The sequence below is a fragment of the Sulfitobacter sp. L-8 genome (assembly GCF_056859255.1).
In genome coordinates this window covers 20,535-37,962 of record NZ_JBSXOD010000044.1, presented here as the reverse complement: position 1 = coordinate 37,962, position 17,428 = coordinate 20,535, and the positions used below count along the sequence as shown (strand labels likewise).

16 protein-coding genes are annotated in these 17,428 nt (G+C 58.6%); 2 read left to right on the top strand and 14 right to left on the bottom strand.

Annotated features, from left to right (window positions below; translation table 11 throughout):
* Window positions 1-14: 14 nt before the first annotated feature.
* Genes AC13DE_RS07710 through AC13DE_RS07695 form a run of 4 tightly spaced genes read right to left on the bottom strand, consistent with a single transcriptional unit; the run spans window position 15 to window position 3,575 of the window.
* Window positions 15-1,151: a CaiB/BaiF CoA transferase family protein gene (locus AC13DE_RS07710; protein ID WP_114865657.1), complete on the bottom strand. Its 1,137-nt coding sequence runs from the start codon at window positions 1,149-1,151 to the stop codon at window positions 15-17.
* Window positions 1,152-1,161: 10 nt separating this feature from the next.
* On the bottom strand, window positions 1,162-2,019 hold the full coding sequence (locus tag AC13DE_RS07705; RefSeq protein WP_174226635.1) for a MaoC/PaaZ C-terminal domain-containing protein: 858 nt from the start codon (window positions 2,017-2,019) through the stop codon (window positions 1,162-1,164).
* Between the two features lie 23 nt (window positions 2,020-2,042).
* A complete protein-coding gene (locus tag AC13DE_RS07700) occupies window positions 2,043-3,194 on the bottom strand; it encodes an acetyl-CoA acetyltransferase (protein WP_037929960.1) in 1,152 nt (383 codons plus the stop codon).
* A gap of 3 nt (window positions 3,195-3,197) precedes the next feature.
* Window positions 3,198-3,575, bottom strand: coding sequence for a Zn-ribbon domain-containing OB-fold protein (locus AC13DE_RS07695; protein WP_114865591.1), 378 nt, complete (start codon window positions 3,573-3,575; stop codon window positions 3,198-3,200).
* A 104-nt stretch (window positions 3,576-3,679) separates the two neighbouring features.
* Here AC13DE_RS07695 and AC13DE_RS07690 point away from each other — a divergent pair, with 104 nt between their 5' ends.
* Together AC13DE_RS07690 and AC13DE_RS07685 are read left to right on the top strand one after the other, a co-directional pair.
* The gene (locus AC13DE_RS07690) at window positions 3,680-4,825 is read left to right on the top strand and encodes a CaiB/BaiF CoA transferase family protein (protein ID WP_114865592.1); all 1,146 of its coding nucleotides are present in this window, start codon (window positions 3,680-3,682) and stop codon (window positions 4,823-4,825) included.
* An 18-nt stretch (window positions 4,826-4,843) separates the two neighbouring features.
* Window positions 4,844-6,025, top strand: a complete 1,182-nt coding sequence (locus AC13DE_RS07685; protein WP_483047520.1) for a CaiB/BaiF CoA transferase family protein — start codon at window positions 4,844-4,846, stop codon at window positions 6,023-6,025.
* Here the strand turns inward: AC13DE_RS07685 and AC13DE_RS07680 are convergent.
* From AC13DE_RS07680 to AC13DE_RS07635, 10 genes are all read right to left on the bottom strand, one after another.
* A complete protein-coding gene (locus AC13DE_RS07680) occupies window positions 6,011-7,168 on the bottom strand; it encodes an acyl-CoA dehydrogenase family protein (RefSeq protein WP_037929972.1) in 1,158 nt (385 codons plus the stop codon). The genes AC13DE_RS07685 and AC13DE_RS07680 overlap by 15 nt on opposite strands.
* 464 nt (window positions 7,169-7,632) lie before the next feature.
* Window positions 7,633-8,430 carry an enoyl-CoA hydratase/isomerase family protein gene (locus AC13DE_RS07675; RefSeq protein WP_114865594.1) on the bottom strand — a complete coding sequence of 266 codons (798 nt, stop codon included), beginning with the start codon at window positions 8,428-8,430 and terminating at the stop codon, window positions 7,633-7,635.
* Window positions 8,427-9,203: an enoyl-CoA hydratase/isomerase family protein gene (locus AC13DE_RS07670; RefSeq protein WP_114865595.1), complete on the bottom strand. Its 777-nt coding sequence runs from the start codon at window positions 9,201-9,203 to the stop codon at window positions 8,427-8,429. The genes AC13DE_RS07675 and AC13DE_RS07670 overlap by 4 nt, the downstream gene beginning before the upstream one ends.
* Window positions 9,204-9,292: 89 nt before the next feature.
* A complete protein-coding gene (locus AC13DE_RS07665) occupies window positions 9,293-10,543 on the bottom strand; it encodes an ABC transporter substrate-binding protein (protein ID WP_114865596.1) in 1,251 nt (416 codons plus the stop codon).
* 88 nt (window positions 10,544-10,631) lie between these two features.
* Entirely contained in the window at window positions 10,632-11,870 is a 1,239-nt protein-coding gene (locus tag AC13DE_RS07660; protein WP_348183991.1) for an ABC transporter substrate-binding protein, read from the bottom strand.
* 33 nt (window positions 11,871-11,903) lie between these two features.
* Window positions 11,904-12,716: an ABC transporter ATP-binding protein gene (locus tag AC13DE_RS07655; protein WP_037931553.1), complete on the bottom strand. Its 813-nt coding sequence runs from the start codon at window positions 12,714-12,716 to the stop codon at window positions 11,904-11,906.
* Window positions 12,717-12,728: 12 nt separating this feature from the next.
* Window positions 12,729-13,802, bottom strand: a complete 1,074-nt coding sequence (locus tag AC13DE_RS07650; RefSeq protein ID WP_037931550.1) for a branched-chain amino acid ABC transporter permease — start codon at window positions 13,800-13,802, stop codon at window positions 12,729-12,731.
* Window positions 13,803-13,805: 3 nt separating this feature from the next.
* Window positions 13,806-14,693 carry a branched-chain amino acid ABC transporter permease gene (locus tag AC13DE_RS07645; protein ID WP_037931546.1) on the bottom strand — a complete coding sequence of 296 codons (888 nt, stop codon included), beginning with the start codon at window positions 14,691-14,693 and terminating at the stop codon, window positions 13,806-13,808.
* Window positions 14,694-16,613 carry an AMP-dependent synthetase/ligase gene (locus AC13DE_RS07640; protein ID WP_240790889.1) on the bottom strand — a complete coding sequence of 640 codons (1,920 nt, stop codon included), beginning with the start codon at window positions 16,611-16,613 and terminating at the stop codon, window positions 14,694-14,696.
* Window positions 16,606-17,412, bottom strand: coding sequence for an ABC transporter ATP-binding protein (locus tag AC13DE_RS07635; RefSeq protein ID WP_206338415.1), 807 nt, complete (start codon window positions 17,410-17,412; stop codon window positions 16,606-16,608). The genes AC13DE_RS07640 and AC13DE_RS07635 overlap by 8 nt, the downstream gene beginning before the upstream one ends.
* Window positions 17,413-17,428: the final 16 nt, after the last annotated feature.

Here is a 17,428-nt window from a genome sequence, read left to right as displayed (position 1 = left end):
TCCGTCAACGGGATTCACTCTGAATCCCGTGGTTCGGCACCATAGTGAAGATTGTCTTCTCCCAAAGAGGCAGCGCGCCCCGCTACATCCTTCGAAACGCGGAATTCCGGCGCAATCGGCAAAGGAAGCGCGGGCACGGACTTGCCGGAGATATCCAGTTTCCGGTCAAACACGCCACGCGCACTGAAATGCGGATCGGTCGCGGCTTCGGCGGGCGTTTTCACGACGGAACAGCAACAATCAGCCGCCACCAGCAGCGGTTCCCAGTGAGTCGAAGGCTGGCTTCCCAAACGTCGTGCCACTTCGGCGCTGCAGCCTTCCGGGTCGCTCCAGTCGTCCCTAAGGTCCGCAGGCTGATCGATGACATCACAGAATGCCTGCCAGAACTTTTCTTCCAGCGCTCCGACCGCGATTTGCCGGCCATCTGCGGCTGAGTACAGCCGATAGCGCGCCAATCCTCCGGTCAGACGGCCGCCGCCGTTCTCGATGTCCTGCCCGGCGATCACGCCTTCGGCATGGGCCCAATAAGCAAAGGCAAACGCGCCCTCGGCCATCGCGATATCCAGATGCGCGCCCTTGCCGGTTTTCTGCCGCGCTATCAGCGCAAGCAGGATGTTCACCACAGCGGGGTAAGTGCCACCCCCGATATCCGCGATCAGCCCGAACGGCATCGTTGGGTGGGCGTCCGGTCCTCGGCTCAGCGACAGGACGCCCGCGTCGCCCACGTAATTAAGATCGTGGCCCGCTGCGGTGGCCTTTGGCCCGGTCTGGCCATAGCCAGTGATCGAACAGTAGACGATTCCCGGATTGATCGCTCGCACGGCCTCGTATCCCAATCCAAGCCGTCCCATCACGCCCGGACGGAACTGCTCTACCAGAACATCTGCTTTTTCCAGCAGGGGGCGCAATATATTCACCGCGTTCTCTGCCTTCAGATCGAGCGCTACCGACCGTTTACCCTGGTTCAGCACGGCAAACCCGATGCTTTCACCGTCGATCATGGGATCGGTATGGCGCGCGTCCTCACCTGTGCCGGGACGCTCGAACTTGACCACTTCGGCGCCGGCCTCGGACAGCATGAGCGTCGCCATCGGACCGGGAAGAAGGGTGCTGAAATCCAGCACCAGTATATCCTTGAGCGGTTGCGTCATCTGCCTTACCTCACGCGAAACGCGCGGCGCCATTGTTCAGAACAACGACATCGCGTTCCGGTATGGACGCGCGGAACCGGGCCTGACCATCCTCTTCCCAGATTTCGAACCGCACGGTTTCGCCGGGATAGACGGGTGCAGAGAACCGGACGTCCAGTCCGACCAGTCGGGAGGCATCATAGTCAAGCGAGGTCTTCAGGATCGCCCGCGCTGCGAGGCCATAGGTCGCCAGGCCATGCAGGATCGGCCGATCAAACCCAACCGAGCGGGCAACATCAGGGTCCGCATGCAGCGGGTTGTAGTCACCGCTGAGACGGTAGATCAGCGCCTGACGCGGCAAAGTTTCGATATCACATATGTGGTCTGGCGCGCGGTCCGGCAACACAGCGGGTGCGGGCCCGGGCTTGTTCTCGCCGCCGAACCCACCATCGCCCCGGCAGAACGCCGACATCGCGACGCGTGCCAGCTTTTCACCGCTGTCCGCGTCGATGATTTCACGGCTTTGATAGATGACCGCACCCTTGCCCTCGCCCTTGTCGGAGATAAAGTCGATCTTGCTGCGGCCGATGATATTGCCGTTCACGGGCAACGGCTTGTAGATATCCAGCCATTGCTCGCCGTGCAGCACCTGCTGCCAGTTCACGCCGGTCCTGGGGTCGCGCAGCCAGAAGCCGGGATACCCCATCGTGACGGCCATCGAGGGAACCGCCTTCAGGCCGTCCTCATAGACAAAAGCCAGTTCCTTCTTGTCGGTCGGGTCCTCCCCGAATCCCAGGCCGAGTGCGTAGAGTATGGTATCCCGCTCGGTCAGCGACTGCCGAATCTCTTCAAAATCCCAGTCTGAAAGTGCTTCGAAATCCAGTGGCATGATCTTTCCTCCCTTGATCGTCGTCAGAGCGTGGCTTGTGAGCCCAGAATGGCCGTGACCTGACTGGACAGCACGCCGCCGTTGCCATGTGCCAGAGCCACGTCGATATCGTTCAACTGAATGCCGGGCGCATCGCCCCGGATTTGGCGCGCCGCCTCGATGACGGTGAAAATACCGTACATGCCAGGATGCACGCAGGACAGACCCCCGCCATTTGTGTTCACCGGCAGGACGCCGTCCGGCGCGATGCGTCCGCCCTCTACAAAGGCACCGCCCTCGCCCTTGGCACAGAAACCAAGGTCTTCGAGAAACAGGATCGTGTTGATGGTAAAGGCGTCATATAGCTCAACCGCCTGAATATCGCCCGGAGACACCCCCGCCGCCGCAAAGGCGCGTTTGCCCGATTCGCGGGCCGCGGTCACTGTAAAGTCCTTCATTTGCGAAATCTGCCTGTGCGCGCTTTGCGCCGCACTGCCCAGAACATAGACGGGCGGCTTGGGGAAATCCCTTGCTCGATCCGCACGGACCAACACGATGGCGCCGCCGCCATCTGTCACCAGACAGCAATCGCGCACCGTCAGCGGATCACCTACCATGCGCGCACCCAGCACGTCCTCACGGGTCAGCGGGCCGCGCTCGAACGCTTCGGGGTTGTGCCGCGCCCAAGCCCGGGCGGCCACCGCCACATCGGCCAGTTGTTCGCGGGTGGTGCCGTATTCATGCATGTGACGTGCCGCCGCCATCGCATAACCGGAAATCGGATAGCGCGGATTATACGGGGCTTCATAGGCTGGCGGGCGCGAAGCCGTCACCAGCTTGCCCGACGCGGTGCGTTGGTTGGAGCCGTAGACGATCAGCGCGACATCACACAAACCGGCGTCCAGCGCCATGGTCGCGGATGTCAGATAATTCACGAATGACGACCCCCCCGACATGGTACCGTCGATGAAACGGGGCTGAATGCCAAGATATTCGGCTGCCATGAGCGCCGGCATGCTGTCTTCCATCATGGTACAGAACAGCCCGTCCACGTCCGATAGCTTCAGCCCGGCATCCCCAAGCGCTGCAAGCGCGGACTGTGCCATTACATCGAAGGACGTCAGCCCGTGCGCCTCGCCGAAACCGGCGTGTCCGGTGCCCACAATCGCGGATTTTCCCCGAAGTTGATCAGTCATGCGTTATACCTTCGCCGGTCTGAAAAGCACAATCGGGGCATCCTCGGCCTCGCCCACGAAGGCGGTCACGGCCATATCAATGACGACATCACCTGGGGCGATCCCCTCGACCCGGCTCATCATCCGAACGCCTTCCTCCAGTTCGACCATACACACGTTGTAGTCGCCGCCGCGCTCGAGCTTGCGGCGCACGACAGTGGTGGTGTGGACCCGGCCTTTGCCGCTGGCACGTTGCCATGAAATTGCAGTGCCATGGCAGTGCGGACACAGGACCCTCGGAAAGAAGTGAAAGGCCCCGCAGTCATCACATTTTGGAAGCAGGATTTCCTGTTCGGCTAGAGCGCGCTGAAAAATCTGGTCTGGCCCTTTGGTGTTCGGCACCTGCGGTCTCCTTCAAATGATCCACTATCTGATTGAGCGTATTGCTCTTATTTCTAACATCTGTTAGATTTTGTCAAGCTCTTTGGAACAAACGCGAGGTCGCCATGTCAGGTTCAGATGCAGCCCCCCTCTCAGGCAAACTCGTCGTTGCGCTCGAACAGGCGGTTGCCGCACCTTTTTGCTCTTCCCGGCTGGCCGATGCCGGCGCGCGTGTAATCAAGATCGAACGTAAGGGCGCAGGTGATTTCGCGCGCGGTTATGACAGGGCCGCAAACGGCGAAAGCGCCTATTTCACTTGGCTGAATCGCGGCAAGGAGTCGGTCGCGCTGGATATCAAGGACGCGGAAGACCGTGAAATTTTGCTGAGAATGCTGCAAAACGCGGATGTGTTCATTCAAAACCTCCTTCCCGGAGCGCTGAAGAAACTGGGGCTTGATTCTGCCACGCTGCGGCAGAAGTTTCCGCGCCTTGTGACGTGCGACATCACCGGATACGGCGAGGACGGTCCAATGCGAAATGCCAAGGCCTATGACCTTCTGGTGCAATGTGAAAGCGGCCTCGCCTCGGTGACCGGTACGCCGGACGCGCCGGGCCGGGTTGGCGTTTCGGTCTGCGACATCGCCACCGGAATGACGGCACACGCCGGAATCTGCGAAGCGCTGGTGGGGCGTGATCGCACCGGCGAAGGAAGCGGTGTGTCGGTTGCGATGTTCGACGTCATGGCCGATTGGATGGCGGTTCCTCTGCTCTTTCACGACTACGCCAATCAACCCACGCCGAGGACCGGCCTTGGGCACTCTGTCATCTGCCCTTACGGCGCGTTTCGCTGCCAGGGCGGTGATCTGGTCGTCATATCTGTCCAGAACAGCCGCGAATGGAAACGGTTCTGTACCCAGATTCTAGGGAACCCGGCGTTGGCCAGTGATCCACGATTCCACGACAATTCGGCCAGGATTCAGCACAAATCCGAGCTCGAAGCCCTTATCAAGACCGTGTTCGGCACGCACGAACGTGCCGGGCTCCTGAAGCTGCTCGATAGTGCGGGCATCGCATCGGCGGCAGTGAACGACGTGGGCTCGCTGTCGGATCATCCCCAACTCGACCGTTCGACCGTCGGGACGCCCTCCGGTCCGGTCAGCGTCGCAATGCCTCCGATACGGCGCAACGGGTCCGAGCCCACGCTTGGCCCTTCGCCAGGTTTCGATGCCGACGGAACCGCCCTTCGCGCCGAGTTCGGCTCTCACTCCTAGAACTGGAAATCACTGCAAATGACCACCGCAAAGAACACCGCAATCCTGGAGGGTGTCAGGATCATCGACCTGACGTCAGTGGTGTTCGGCCCCTTGGCTACGCAGATGCTGGGCGATCTGGGGGCTGATGTGATCAAGGTGGAAGCCCCTGAGGGCGATCTTTTGCGGCAGGTCCAGCCATCAAACAACAAGTTGATGGGGGCCGCCTTTCTGGGTGCCAACCGTAACAAGCGTAGTGTGGTTCTCGACCTGAAGGAGAGAACCGGGCAAGATCAGTTGCGCAAGCTGCTGAAAGATGCCGACGTAATGATTTCGAGCATCCGGCCTGCGGCGCTTGCCCGATTATCGCTGGATCCCGAAACGCTGCGTCGCGCGTATCCGGACCTGATCACGGTATCCGCCACCGGTTTCGGCCAGGACGGTCCCTATGCCGCCAAACCCGCCTTCGACGACATTGTCCAGTCGGTTTCGGGGTTCGCCAGCCTAGCAACGCTGCGCGACCCCGACGCTGCGCCGGCCTATGCGCCGACAATCCTCGCCGACAAGCTTGGCGGGGTGACGGCGGCCTATGCCGTGATGTCCGCGCTGTTCCACCGTCAGCGCACCGGCGAGGCCCAGCATGTCGAAGTGCCGATGTTCGAGACTTTGACGGCGTTTCTGTTGGCCGAACATATGGATGCGGCCACGTTCGAAGACACGCCGCAGAGTTTTGGTTACTCACGGATGCTGGTGCCCCACCGCCGCCCGGTTCAGACGACAGACGGCTACATCACGATTTTACCCTACACCAACGTACAGTGGACCAGGTTCTTCCAAGTGGTTGATCGGAACGACATGGTCGAACATCCCTGGGTGACCGATATGGATACCCGCAGCCGCAACATCGGCGCGGTATACGATATGGTGGCCCAGATTGCACTGACACGATCGACGGAAGAGTGGCTTACCCTGATGGAGCAAGCAGACATTCCCGCCATGCCGGTCCGCAACCTGTCGGACCTGCCAAGCGACCCGCATCTTGCCGCGACCGGTTTCTTTCAGCAAATTGATCATCCGACCGAAGGTACAATCTGGACAACACGCCCGCCGATTCATTTCTCGGCGACACCTGCGCGGCACGATCACTGTCCTGCGCCTCGCCTGGGCGAGCATAGTAAAGAGATTCTGGGGCCGGACCCGGCGGAATCAAACGTCCATTGAACGCGCGATCAGCTCCTTCATGATCTCGTTTGTACCACCGTAGATCATCTGGACCCGGCTGTCGGCATAAAGACGGGCAATCGGGAACTCCATCATGAAGCCGTAGCCACCGTGGAGCTGTAGGCATTCATGCATGACCTCATTTTGTGTCTGGCTACCCCACCATTTCGCCATTGATGCCGTCGCCGCATCAAGCTGGCCTGCCTCAAGCCGCGTTATGCCGTCATTGACAAACGTGCGCAGCAATTCGGCCTTGGTCTTGCATTCCGCAAGTTTGAACCGGGTATTCTGGAAATCCATGATCCGGTTACCGAACGCCTTGCGATCCTGAACGTATTTGACCGTTTCGGCGATTGCGAAGTCAATGAAGCCAAGCGCCGTGATGCCGATCATCAGCCGCTCCCACGGCAGTTGCTTCATCAACTGGTAAAACCCCTGCCCTTCTTCCGGGCCAAGCAAGTTGGCGGTGGGCACGCGCACATTCTCAAAGAAAAGCTCGGCTGTGTCGGATCCCTTCATGCCCAGCTTCTTGAGGTTCCGCCCACGGCGAAAGCCTTCCGCTTCCTCGGTTTCAAGAACGATCAGTGACACGCCCTTCGCACCGGCGCCGCGATCCGTCTTGGCCACGACCACGATAAGATCGGCGGTATGTCCGTTGGTGATAAAGATCTTCGAGCCGTTGATCTTGTAGTGGTTGCCGTCCTTTTCAGCATAGGTCTGGACGTTCTGGAGATCGGACCCCGTTCCCGGTTCGGTCATGGCGATGGCCGCAACACTGTCGCCGCTGATCAGCCGCGGCAACCACTTCGATTTCTGCTCTTCGCTGCCGTAGGCGTTGATGTAATGGATAACGATGGTCTGGATGCCATAGCCCCAACCCGTGTCTCCGACGCGCCCCTGCTCGTAAATGGCAATCGCATCAAATGCGATGTCGCCGCCGGACCCGCCGTAGTCTTCGGCGATCGCGCCACCCATAACGCCCTGCTGGCCAACCGTTTTCCAGAACGCGCGGTCGACAATACCCTGTTCCGCCCATTTATCGACATTCGGGGCCATTTCGGCCTCAAACAGTTTGCGTGTACTGTCCGCGAACATCTTATGTTCATCGGAAGCCCAAGTTGTTGTGTCCTTGATCAGTGACATGTTTCTTTTCCTGTTCAGCCTTGTTGGTATCCCGCCGGAATCTAACAAGTGTTTTGTTTTTTGACAACGATCGAGAGCCCGTGTGAGCAAAGCAGTTGCCTTGCGCAGACTTGCGCCTCACGAAAATCTCGAAACTGATACCAATATCCCTACCACCTTATCAAAAAGACTCGCTGCGATCAGCGGGCGTTCTTTAAGTGTTTGGTATTGGGGGTCAGTGTCTTGGGACCGGATCAAAATCCCTGTCTTCGAAGGCATGTGCTTCCCCATCCCTGTCGATCACAACCTTGAACCGCATCGGCGCGCTGATGCGCACAGGGCGCTTGCGTTTGCCCCGTTTTCCAACCGCGTTTCCTTCTTGGCGGCAATTCGACTGCAGTTTCTTCCGGTTCACCGTCCCGGCTTCCCGGTACGGGTACATTCATCTGCGGTCCTGTCACGTTCCTGACGTTTATTCGACGGCTTTACCGGTCTTTGAATTCAGGCTTTCGTTTTTCGGAAAACGCCTTCATGGCTTCCGGAAAGTCATGCGCGCAGAGCAGAATACTCTGGGCATCCCGCTCGATATCCAATGCTTCGAGATAGCCGCATTCCGCCGCGGCGCGCATCACCCGCTTGGCTGTCTGAACTCCGAACATTGGATGTCGGGCAATCTCGCGGGCGGTGTCAAGCGCCCGTGCTTCGACCTGATCGGCCGGAACGCATTCTTCCACAACCCGCAGATCTTTGGCGGTGCGACCGTCGATCTCCCGACCGGTAAGCACAAGCATGCGCGCCACCCCCGCGCCGGCGCGTTGCTGAAGCAACCAGCTCGACCCGGTGTCTGGGCAGCCGCCCACACGGGCAAAAACCTCGCACAACCGGGCGTCTTCGGCCGCGACGACAATATCCGCCGACAGCGCCAGGCTCAGACCGGCACCATAGGCCACCCCGCAGACGGCGGAAATCAATGGTTTGCGAAAGCGATATGCAGCCCGCCCGCCTTCATGAACCTCGTCGATCATTTCGGACGTGGCCCTGGCCCCCTTGGTGATTTCGGACTGGAAACCGACGAGATCTCCACCGCTGCTGAAATGATCGCCACCGGTCATCACCACGGCCCGGATCGTATCGTCCCGTTCGGCTGCGTGCAGTTGCGTTACCAATTCCTCGGCAAAGGCAATGCTGTAAGGGTTGCGTTTGTCGGACTGCAGAAAGCGCAGGATGCCGACAGAGCCATCCCTTTCGAGGCGGATCAGCTCGGTCTTGTCGACCTTCGTCATGTCCCGGTCCAGACCGGATCGCGTTTTTCGGCGAAAGCCTTAGGGCCTTCGATCGCGTCATTGCTGGCATAAACGACCTCATGCAGGCGCTTGCCCTCTTCCAGACCGTCTGCACAGCCCAGATCCATGGTGGCGCGAACGCTGCCCTTTGCCGCCACAACAGAAAGCGGGGCCATACCGGCGATTCGTTTGGCAAGGGCATATGCCCGCGCACGCACGTCGTCGGGCGTATCTTCGAGATAATTGGTAAACCCGTAATCATGCAGCCGCTCGATCGGCATCAGATCACCGGTCAGAACAATTTCCATGAGAATGGGCTGTGGCAGCATCGACAGCGCCGGAGCCGCCCAAGGCGACCCGCGCCCGATCTTCACTTCGGTAATGCCCACCTTGGTGCCTTTGAGGCCGACCCGAAGATCGCAGTTCAGTGTCAACATCATACCACCGGCCATCAAGGATCCGGTCATGGCAGCGATGATCGGCTTTTTGCAAGCGCGCATGGTTTCGTGAAACGGATCGCGCATCTTGCTCAGGATATCGACGCCCTCGTCCCGCGCGATCTGGGTTGCTTCCTTGAGGTCCAGTCCGGCGCTGAACACACCGCAATCGGACGATGTCAGAATGGCTACCCGGATGGAGTCATCCGCTTCGATTTTCTCCCAGGCATCGGTCAGACCGTTCGTCGCGGCGACGGACAATGCATTCTTGCGCTCGGGCCGGTTGATACAGACGGTCGCAATGCCGTCTTCAATTGTCACTTCGATTGGGCTCATGATAACTGCTTCGTCTCTTTGGCATCTGCTTGATGCGAATGGCGGTGAAAGGTTTCCCCGCGACACTACTGTCGCGGGGAAGGTCTGGTTCATTCGACTGTGAACTTTTCGGAGCTTTCCTTGATCACGTCCCACACCACGTCGAGGTAGTCGGCGCTCCAGTCGGTCAGCGGAACCCAAGTTTCGCCATCCCACTGCTCAACGCGGGTCTTGCCGCCGCCACCGTGGTCCTCGCCGGTTACGGTGACCGGAGCCATGACGCCATCGCCATCGAAGTTCTCGATCGATTCATAGGCATTCTTCATGCTTTCCGGTGTGATCGGCCAGCCATTCTCGGTAATTGCGATGCGCGCGGCTTCGAAACCAGCGGAATAGATCGCCATGCCGGTGTTGTAGTACACATCGCGCACCAGGCTTTCGGGTCCGCTGCCTTTGCCGTTGGCATAGTAGGTTTCCAGCATCGTTTTCACGATTGGGACTTCCTGGCCACCGGCCACGTTGGTCCCGCGAAGGATGCCCTTCGCCTCTTCCGCGCCGATGTTGGCGATGTCGACTTCGTTCAGCCAATTGACCGAGAGATAGCGGTCGATCGGAAAGCGGTTGCGGCGCATTTCCTTGGAGGCGACCACATGACCGCCGGCCAGCAGCCAGCTGATTACATAGTCAGGCTTGTCGCGGCGGATCTTGCTCCATGCGCCGGACTGATCCGAACCCGGCAGCGGTACCGGATAGAGTTCCAACTCAAAGCCTTCTTTCTCGGAGAGGGTTTTCAGGATTTCGATCGGCTCCTGGCCGAACGGATAGTCCAGATAGACGAAGCCGATCTTCGCGTCCCCCAGATCGCCGTCCATTTGATTTTTGATGAAGGCGACGTCGTTTGCAGCCTGCTGCCAGTAGGTCGGACCTACCGGGAAAACCCATTCAAACACTTCGCCGTCCACCGCGTCGCCACGGCCGACGAACGACTGCATCAGAACATTGCCGTCCTTCATGGCGCGCGGAAGTACAGCGTTCGTGACCGGTGTGGACAGAAAGTTGAAGATGAAAACACCGTCGCGCTTGAGCTGCTCGTAACATTCCACGCCGCGCTGGGGTTCGTTGCCGTGATCGCGCACGACGATCTCAACCGGATGGCCTTCGATGCCTCCGTTTTCGTTCGTGTACATCGCAAGGTCCTGTGCGGCCTGGGCGACTTGTGGCGAAATGAAGGTGTACGACTTGCTGAGGTCGAAGCACAGTCCGAACCGGATCGGTTCCTTGTCCTGCGCTGACGCCATCGTTGCGCCAGTCGCCAGCGCAGCGGTGAGTGCCACCGCCTTGATATGTTGTTTGATCTTCATCTTTTCTCTCCCGTTGATAAAAATTTGGCGGCTTATTGTTGTTCGGGCGCGCTGCCGCTCGTATACGCCGACCCTTCTGGGAACGTGGTCACTCTCCGTATTTCGAGGAACTTTCCTTGACCACATCCCACACGACATCGCTGTATTCCGAGATCCAGTCGGTTTGCGGAACCCAGGTTTCGCCGTCCCACATCTCGATCCGGGTCTTGCCGCCGCCGCCGTGATCCTCTGCTGTCACTGTAATCGGCGCCATCAGTCCGTTGGCGTCATAATCTTCGAGCGTCTCCAGAGCCGCCTTGTAGGACTGCGCCGTGATCGGAAGGCCCTCGGCCTCCGCCGCCCTGCGCGCAGCCTCGAATACGATCGAATACATCGCCAGCCCGGTATTGTAGAAAACGTCCTCTGTTTTCTCCAGTGGGCCGGAGCCCTCTCCCTTGTCATAGAGCTCGGTGATCATCTCTTGGCGCAAGGCAACGTCCTGGCCGCCCACCACGTTGGTTCCGCGCTTGAGACCGATGGCTGCCTCGTTGCCGATATTGGCGATGTCGACCTCGTTCAGCCAGTTGACCGAAATGTATTTCTCCATAGGAATGCGATTGCGCTGCATCTCCTTGGACGCAACCACATGCGCTCCGCCCAGCATCCAGACAATCACATGATCAGGCTTGTCGCGGCGCACCTTGGACCAGACACCGGCCTGATCGCTGCCGGGCAGCGGAACCGGATAAAGTTCCAGCTCAAAACCCTCTTTCTCGGACAGGGTCTGGAGAATTTCGATCGGCTCCTGACCGAATGGATAATCGAAATACACGAATCCGACCTTCACGTCGGACAGATCGCCGTCGTGCAATTGTTTGATGTAGGCAACATCGTTGGCGGCCTGGCCCCAATAGGTCGGTCCGATTGGATAAACCCAGTCAAAGACAGTGCCATCCACGGCATCGCCGCGACCGACAAGCGACTGCATCAGAATGCGTCCGTCTTCCATGGCGCGCGGCAGAATTGCCAGGGACACCGGTGTGGACAGCGTATCGAAGACAAAGACACCCTCGCGGCTGAGCCTTGAATAGCATTCGATTCCGCGCTGTGGTTCGTTTCCGTGGTCGCGCACGATGACTTCCACCGGCTCACCACCGATACCGCCCTTCTTGTTTATGAGCTTTGCCAGATCCAACGCGGCCTGCGAAACCTGCGGTGTGGCGAAAGTATATGCCTTGCTGAGATCGTAGCAGACACCCACCTTGAATGGCTCGGCCAGAACCTGTGTCCCGGCAGTCAAGCCACCCAACATGGATATTACGGTTAACGTCTTAGTAAGTAATCTCATTTCTTCCTCCCTGAACAGTGCCTGTTTGGAACCTCAACTCAACCAACGTTTGCGTCGGCTGTAGTGTTTGACATTGTGGAAATCCGTACCTTCACCACCTCCGAGATAGAATTCCTGAATGTCGGAGTTGGATTTGAGGGCCGCCGCTGTGCCGTTCATGACAACACGACCGTTCTCGATCAGATATCCTTCTGAGACGATCTCCAGAGCGGCAAGGGCGTTCTGTTCTACCAAGAGCACCGACATACCTTCTTCCTGGTTGATTTTTTGAAGTATGCCAAAGATCTCGGCTACCAGGAAGGGCGCAAGACCAAGGCTCGGCTCATCCAGCATCAGCAGGCTCGGCTGGGTCACCAGCGCGCGACCAATGGCCAGCATTTGCTGTTCTCCGCCCGACAGATAGCCGGAAAGCGAATTGCTCCGCTCCGCTAGGCGGGGGAAATAATTGTATATCTTCTCCTTTTCCCCATCCAGTTCTGATCGGGACATGCCCATCGGTGCGGCTGCTGTCAGGTTCTCGTCCGGGGTGAGGTGTTCAAAGACACGCCGGCCCTCGATGACATGGCAAATACCCATCTCCACGCGCTTTTGTGCGAGCATCTCGGTAATGTCGGTGCCTTCGAATTTGATTTCACCCCGGCTGACACGTCCTCTTTCAGCTTTCAAAAGACCGCTGATCGCTTTCAAAGTGGTGCTTTTACCCGCTCCGTTGGAACCCAGAAGCGCGATCATCTCGCCCTTCGGCACCTGAATCGAGACACCCTTGATTGCCAGCATCACGTTGTCATACAGCACCTCGACACTGTTCATCGACAGTATGGGCTGGGCTTCGACCTTTTTATCCATCGTCATTCCTCTTTACTTCCTGAGCTGATCGAAGGGCCAGACCATCAGATAGTCCCTGATATTGCCGTAGAGCTTTCCAAGCCCCAAAGGTTCGATCAGAAGAATTACGACAATCAGCGCGCCATAGACGGCGTTCGGGATATGGGCGAGCGTTTCGACGTTGATCTGCATTCCAAGCGACTGGCTCGCCGTCGAAAATAGCCCGTTCACCACACCCGGCACGAGCAGGATCAGGGCAACGCCGAAGTAGGACCCGATGATACTTCCCAGCCCGCCGACGATCACCATCGCCAGCACCTGGATTGAAACTGTCACCGAAAACTGTTCCGGCGCGGCGAGGAAGAAGAATGTCGCAACCAGCAAGGCACCACTGACGCCCGCAATAAAGGACGACGTCGCGAAGGCGAGGATCTTGTAGTAGAAACTGTTCACCCCCAGGATCGCGGCGGCGAAGTCCTTTTCACGTACGGCGACCAACGCCCGCCCCAGTCCGGTACGTTTCAGATTCAGCATAAAGATCGTCACCAGTACGCACCAGCCGAAGGCGACATAGTAATAGCCCGCGTCAGAGGTGATCTCCTGCCCGAGCAGTGCCAGTGTCGGAGATTGCAGCGATGCGTGGGAGCCCCCCGTAATCGCGGGTGAGTGAGTCAGCACCCAGTCCATGACGAACTGCATCGCCAGCGTCGTAAGCGCAAGATAGAGACCTTTGACCCGCAATGCAGCGAAGGCGAACAGGCTGCCGATCACCGACGATGACAACCCGCCGATGATGAGCGCGAATTCCCAAGGGATGCCGAACCGCACCGCATGGATCGCGGAATACGCACCCACAGCCATGACCGCAGCATACCCCAGATGAAGCTGTCCGGCCCACCCCGTCACAAGGTTCAGCCCAAGCGCGGCGGCCGTCCAGATCAGCCATGGGAGCATGTAACTGTTCAGATAGAGCGACGGAACGATGAACGGTGCCGCAAGTCCGAACAGGAAGACGAACATGGCCAGGTTCCGGTCAGCAGGTATCTTGAATACACGGCTGTCCGAGACATAATTGGCATGATGGACACCGGAAAGTCGGAAAAACATCCCTTACACCCTTTCAATTTCGTGACGACCGAACAGTCCATGCGGACGGATCATCACTGTAAGTATGAGCACGGCGGCGACGATGAGTTCCCGGCTTCCGCCTCCGACAAGCGGATCGAGGAAGTCGGCGCCCACATTTTCCAGGATACCGAGGATGATGCCGGCGATCACGGCACCCAGAATGCTGTCGAGGCCACCCAGAACAGCCACCGTCAGACCTTTGAGCAGCAACAACGACAGCGCCTGGTCCACGCCCTGAATCTCGCCCCAGATGACGCCTGCGGCCACGGCCACCACCGAAGCAAGGGCCCAGGAGAGTCCGACGCCGCGCTCGACTGAAATCCCGACCGACCACGACGCCATGTAATCATCCGCGATCGCCCGCAATTTGATGCCCGTGCGGCTGCGGAAAAACACCATGAAACCGACAAAGAGTGCGATCGCGACCCCGGCGCCGACAAGGTGGATCCGACTGATGAAAAGATCGCCCAGAAACAGCGGTTCATAGCTGACCCCCAGTTCCATCGACCGGGACGTCCCGCCCCAGATCGCAAGCGTTGTGCCCCGCAGGAAAATATCGAGACCCAGCGTCAGCATCAGGATCATAATGACCGGGCGACCGGCGAGCCGGCGCAGCGCGACACGCTCGATGCCGAATCCCAGGCCGAACATGATCACCGCAGCAAGCGGGATCGCGAGCCAGAGCGGCAGACCCGCATCATGTGAAAGAGCGAGAACCACATAAGCCCCGACCATTGTCAGCCCGCCCTGTGCCAGGTTGGGCACCGAGGACGCCTTGTAAATCAGCACGAGGCCGATGGCGAAAAGCGAATATAGCAGACCCGTCAAGGCGCCGTTTATCGCAAGCTCTGCTAGAAAGACCCAATCCATTCATACCTCCCTGATGGGAAGGCTCTTTTCGACCTTCCCTACTTCTCCGGTCTCGTAAGTCACCTGGGCGCTTACATGGACCTCTTTTGAACCGTCGTAGAGTGCCGCGACAACGTCGGCATAGCGTTCCTGAACGACCTTGCGGCGCAGTTTGCGCGTTCGCGTGATTTCGCCATCGTCCGGGTCGAATTCCTTCGGCAGGCTGACAAAGCGTTGCAGACGCAAAGGCTCGGTGAGAGCCTTGTTCACCCGCAGAAACGCCTCGTGCAGCAGCTTGGCCACCTCGTCGCGCTGCGACAGGTCGGCATAGGATACATACGGCACACCGTTCACCTCTGCCCAGTGTCCGACCGCCTCGAAATCTACGCAGACCATCGCCGTCAGTTCATCCAGTCCGGCACCAAGAACTGCCGCATCCTTGATGTAAGGGCTGAACTTCAGCCGGTTCTCGATATAGTTCGGCACATAGCGTTCCCCCCCGGCTGTGTGCATGACTTCCGACACACGGCCCAGAACCACGAGATGACCATCGTCCTCAATGTAGCCGGCGTCACCAGTATGCAGCCACCCGTCCTCGAGGGCTTCAGCAGTCGCTTCGGGTTTGTTGAAATAGCCTTCGAACACACTGTCTGAACGCATCAGGATTTCCCCATCGTCCGCGATCTTCAGCTCAACGCCCGGCGCGGGTTTGCCAACGGTATGAAGGCGTACCTCTCCTGGCGCCTGTATCGCGTTGATCGCGCTGTTTTCGGTCTGGCCATAGAGCTGGCGAAGCTTGATCCCGAGGGCGCGATAGAAAACAAAAGTATCTTCGCCGATTGCCTCGCCGCCGGTGAACGCATTCTTCAGGCGGCTCATCCCGAACTGGTCCTTGATCGGACCAAAGACAAGCGCCTCGCCCAGGAACCGTCCCAAAGGCTCCAACGCGCCGCCACTCTTACCGTTCAGCTTGCGCGTCTCGGCAGCAACCGCCCGGTCCATGAAGAAATGGTACAGCCATTTCTTGAACGGAGTCGAATTTTCCATGCCGACCTGGATCGTTGTCAGCATCTGGTCCCAACTTCTTGGTGCCGCCAAATAGAAGGTAGGTGCGATTTCCCGCATATCGCGCACGACCGTTTCCTGCCGCTCCGGCACGTTCACGGTAAATCGCCAAAGCAACGCCGCCCCGACAGTAATAGCAAAGTCACCCACCCAGGCCATCGGCAGATAGGCGAGGATTTCCTCGTTCTCGTCGAAGGCGCCCGCAGCATGGCCATTCCTCGCCGCCGCTAGAACGTTCTTCTGGCTCAGCACGATACCTTTCGGTTTGCCGGTCGTTCCGGAAGAGTGCATGAAAATCGCCGGGTCTTCGGGCTTCGCCCTGTTCAGAATGGCCTCGCGGCGGCCCGCATCCCCGTCAAGTTCGCGTTGACCGATCTCGATCAGGTGATCCCATGACATAAGACCGTCATCTTCATATGTTCCCAGCCCGCGCGTTTCGTCGTAAATGACGTGGGCAATGCCGCTCGCACTTGCGCTGCGCAATTCGAGAATTTTGTCGACCTGTTCCTGATCTTCTGCGAAGGCCGCAACGATTTCGACTTCGCCGAGGAAATGCTGAAGTTCTTCGAGCGTAGCACCCGGATAGGCCGGCATCGCGTAAGCCCCGAGCAGCGAGATCGCAAGCATGCCCTGATATAGACGTGCACGGTTGTCACCAAGTATCAAAACGGCCTTGCCCGGCGCTACGCCGACCACTTCGAGACCGGCCGCGCAGGCCAGAACCTCGTCCACGTAGTCGGCCCAGGTGCTTTCTCTCCAGATGCCGCGCTCTTTCTCGCGGACCACGATATCCGATCCATGGTTTGCCGCGTTCCGCGCCAGCAGCTTTCCAAATGTCTCGTTGGCGGAATTTTGCAATGTCGTCCCCTCAGCCATGCGAACCTCCAACATATGCTTCAATGACCCTTGGGTCTTTTACGACTTCTCTCGGTATGCCGCTGGCGATCATTTCACCGTAGTTCAACGCGAGCATACGGTCGCAAATGCCGATGATGACGTCCATATGGTGCTCGATCAGCAGAACGCTGACGCCCCGTTCGGCCCGCGCATCCAGAATGAAACGGGACATATACCCTTTTTCTTCCTGGTTCATGCCAGCCATCGGTTCGTCGAGAATCAGCATCTTCGGTTCCGCGACCAGTGCGCGCGCAAGCTCGACCCGCTTTTTAAGTCCGATGGGCAGACCATCGACCAGTTCGTGCCGAATACTCTCCAATTGAAGAAATTCGATCACCTCTTCGACGATCTTGCGGTTCTCGATTTCTTCCCGCTGTGCGGCCCACCAATAAAGCGCCGTGCGGATGACCCCCGGCTTCATGTGAATGTGTCGCCCGAGCAGAATGTTATCCAGAACGCTCATCCCGTTGAACAGGGCAAGGTTCTGGAATGTTCTGGCAACCCCGAGCGTTGCGACCTTGTGTGGCGCGGTGCCCGTGATGTCTTTACCTCCCAGCCGGACAGTCCCGACGTTGGGAGGGTAGAAACCCGTGATCGCGTTGGTAAGTGTTGTCTTGCCGCTGCCATTCGGACCGACAAGTCCAAAGATTTCTTTGGGTTGAATGATAAGATCGACACCTGTGACGGCGACGATACCGCCAAACCGCCGCTCGATCCCGCGACATTCCAGTATTGCCCCATCACCGGTACCGGCATCTGTTGTTCTTTGCGTCATCATCTGGATCCTGTTGTCC

Coding starts and splice junctions, on each gene's coding strand:
- AC13DE_RS07710 (WP_114865657.1), bottom strand. CDS start 1,151: ATGACGCAACCGCTCAAGGATATACTGGTGCTGGATTTCAGCACCCTT.
- AC13DE_RS07705 (WP_174226635.1), bottom strand. CDS start 2,019: ATGCCACTGGATTTCGAAGCACTTTCAGACTGGGATTTTGAAGAGATT.
- AC13DE_RS07700 (WP_037929960.1), bottom strand. CDS start 3,194: ATGACTGATCAACTTCGGGGAAAATCCGCGATTGTGGGCACCGGACAC.
- AC13DE_RS07690 (WP_114865592.1), top strand. CDS start 3,680: ATGTCAGGTTCAGATGCAGCCCCCCTCTCAGGCAAACTCGTCGTTGCG.
- AC13DE_RS07685 (WP_483047520.1), top strand. CDS start 4,844: ATGACCACCGCAAAGAACACCGCAATCCTGGAGGGTGTCAGGATCATC.
- AC13DE_RS07680 (WP_037929972.1), bottom strand. CDS start 7,168: ATGTCACTGATCAAGGACACAACAACTTGGGCTTCCGATGAACATAAG.
- AC13DE_RS07675 (WP_114865594.1), bottom strand. CDS start 8,430: ATGACGAAGGTCGACAAGACCGAGCTGATCCGCCTCGAAAGGGATGGC.
- AC13DE_RS07670 (WP_114865595.1), bottom strand. CDS start 9,203: ATGAGCCCAATCGAAGTGACAATTGAAGACGGCATTGCGACCGTCTGT.
- AC13DE_RS07665 (WP_114865596.1), bottom strand. CDS start 10,543: ATGAAGATCAAACAACATATCAAGGCGGTGGCACTCACCGCTGCGCTG.
- AC13DE_RS07660 (WP_348183991.1), bottom strand. CDS start 11,870: ATGAGATTACTTACTAAGACGTTAACCGTAATATCCATGTTGGGTGGC.
- AC13DE_RS07655 (WP_037931553.1), bottom strand. CDS start 12,716: ATGGATAAAAAGGTCGAAGCCCAGCCCATACTGTCGATGAACAGTGTC.
- AC13DE_RS07650 (WP_037931550.1), bottom strand. CDS start 13,802: ATGTTTTTCCGACTTTCCGGTGTCCATCATGCCAATTATGTCTCGGAC.
- AC13DE_RS07645 (WP_037931546.1), bottom strand. CDS start 14,693: ATGGATTGGGTCTTTCTAGCAGAGCTTGCGATAAACGGCGCCTTGACG.
- AC13DE_RS07640 (WP_240790889.1), bottom strand. CDS start 16,613: ATGGCTGAGGGGACGACATTGCAAAATTCCGCCAACGAGACATTTGGA.
- AC13DE_RS07635 (WP_206338415.1), bottom strand. CDS start 17,412: ATGATGACGCAAAGAACAACAGATGCCGGTACCGGTGATGGGGCAATA.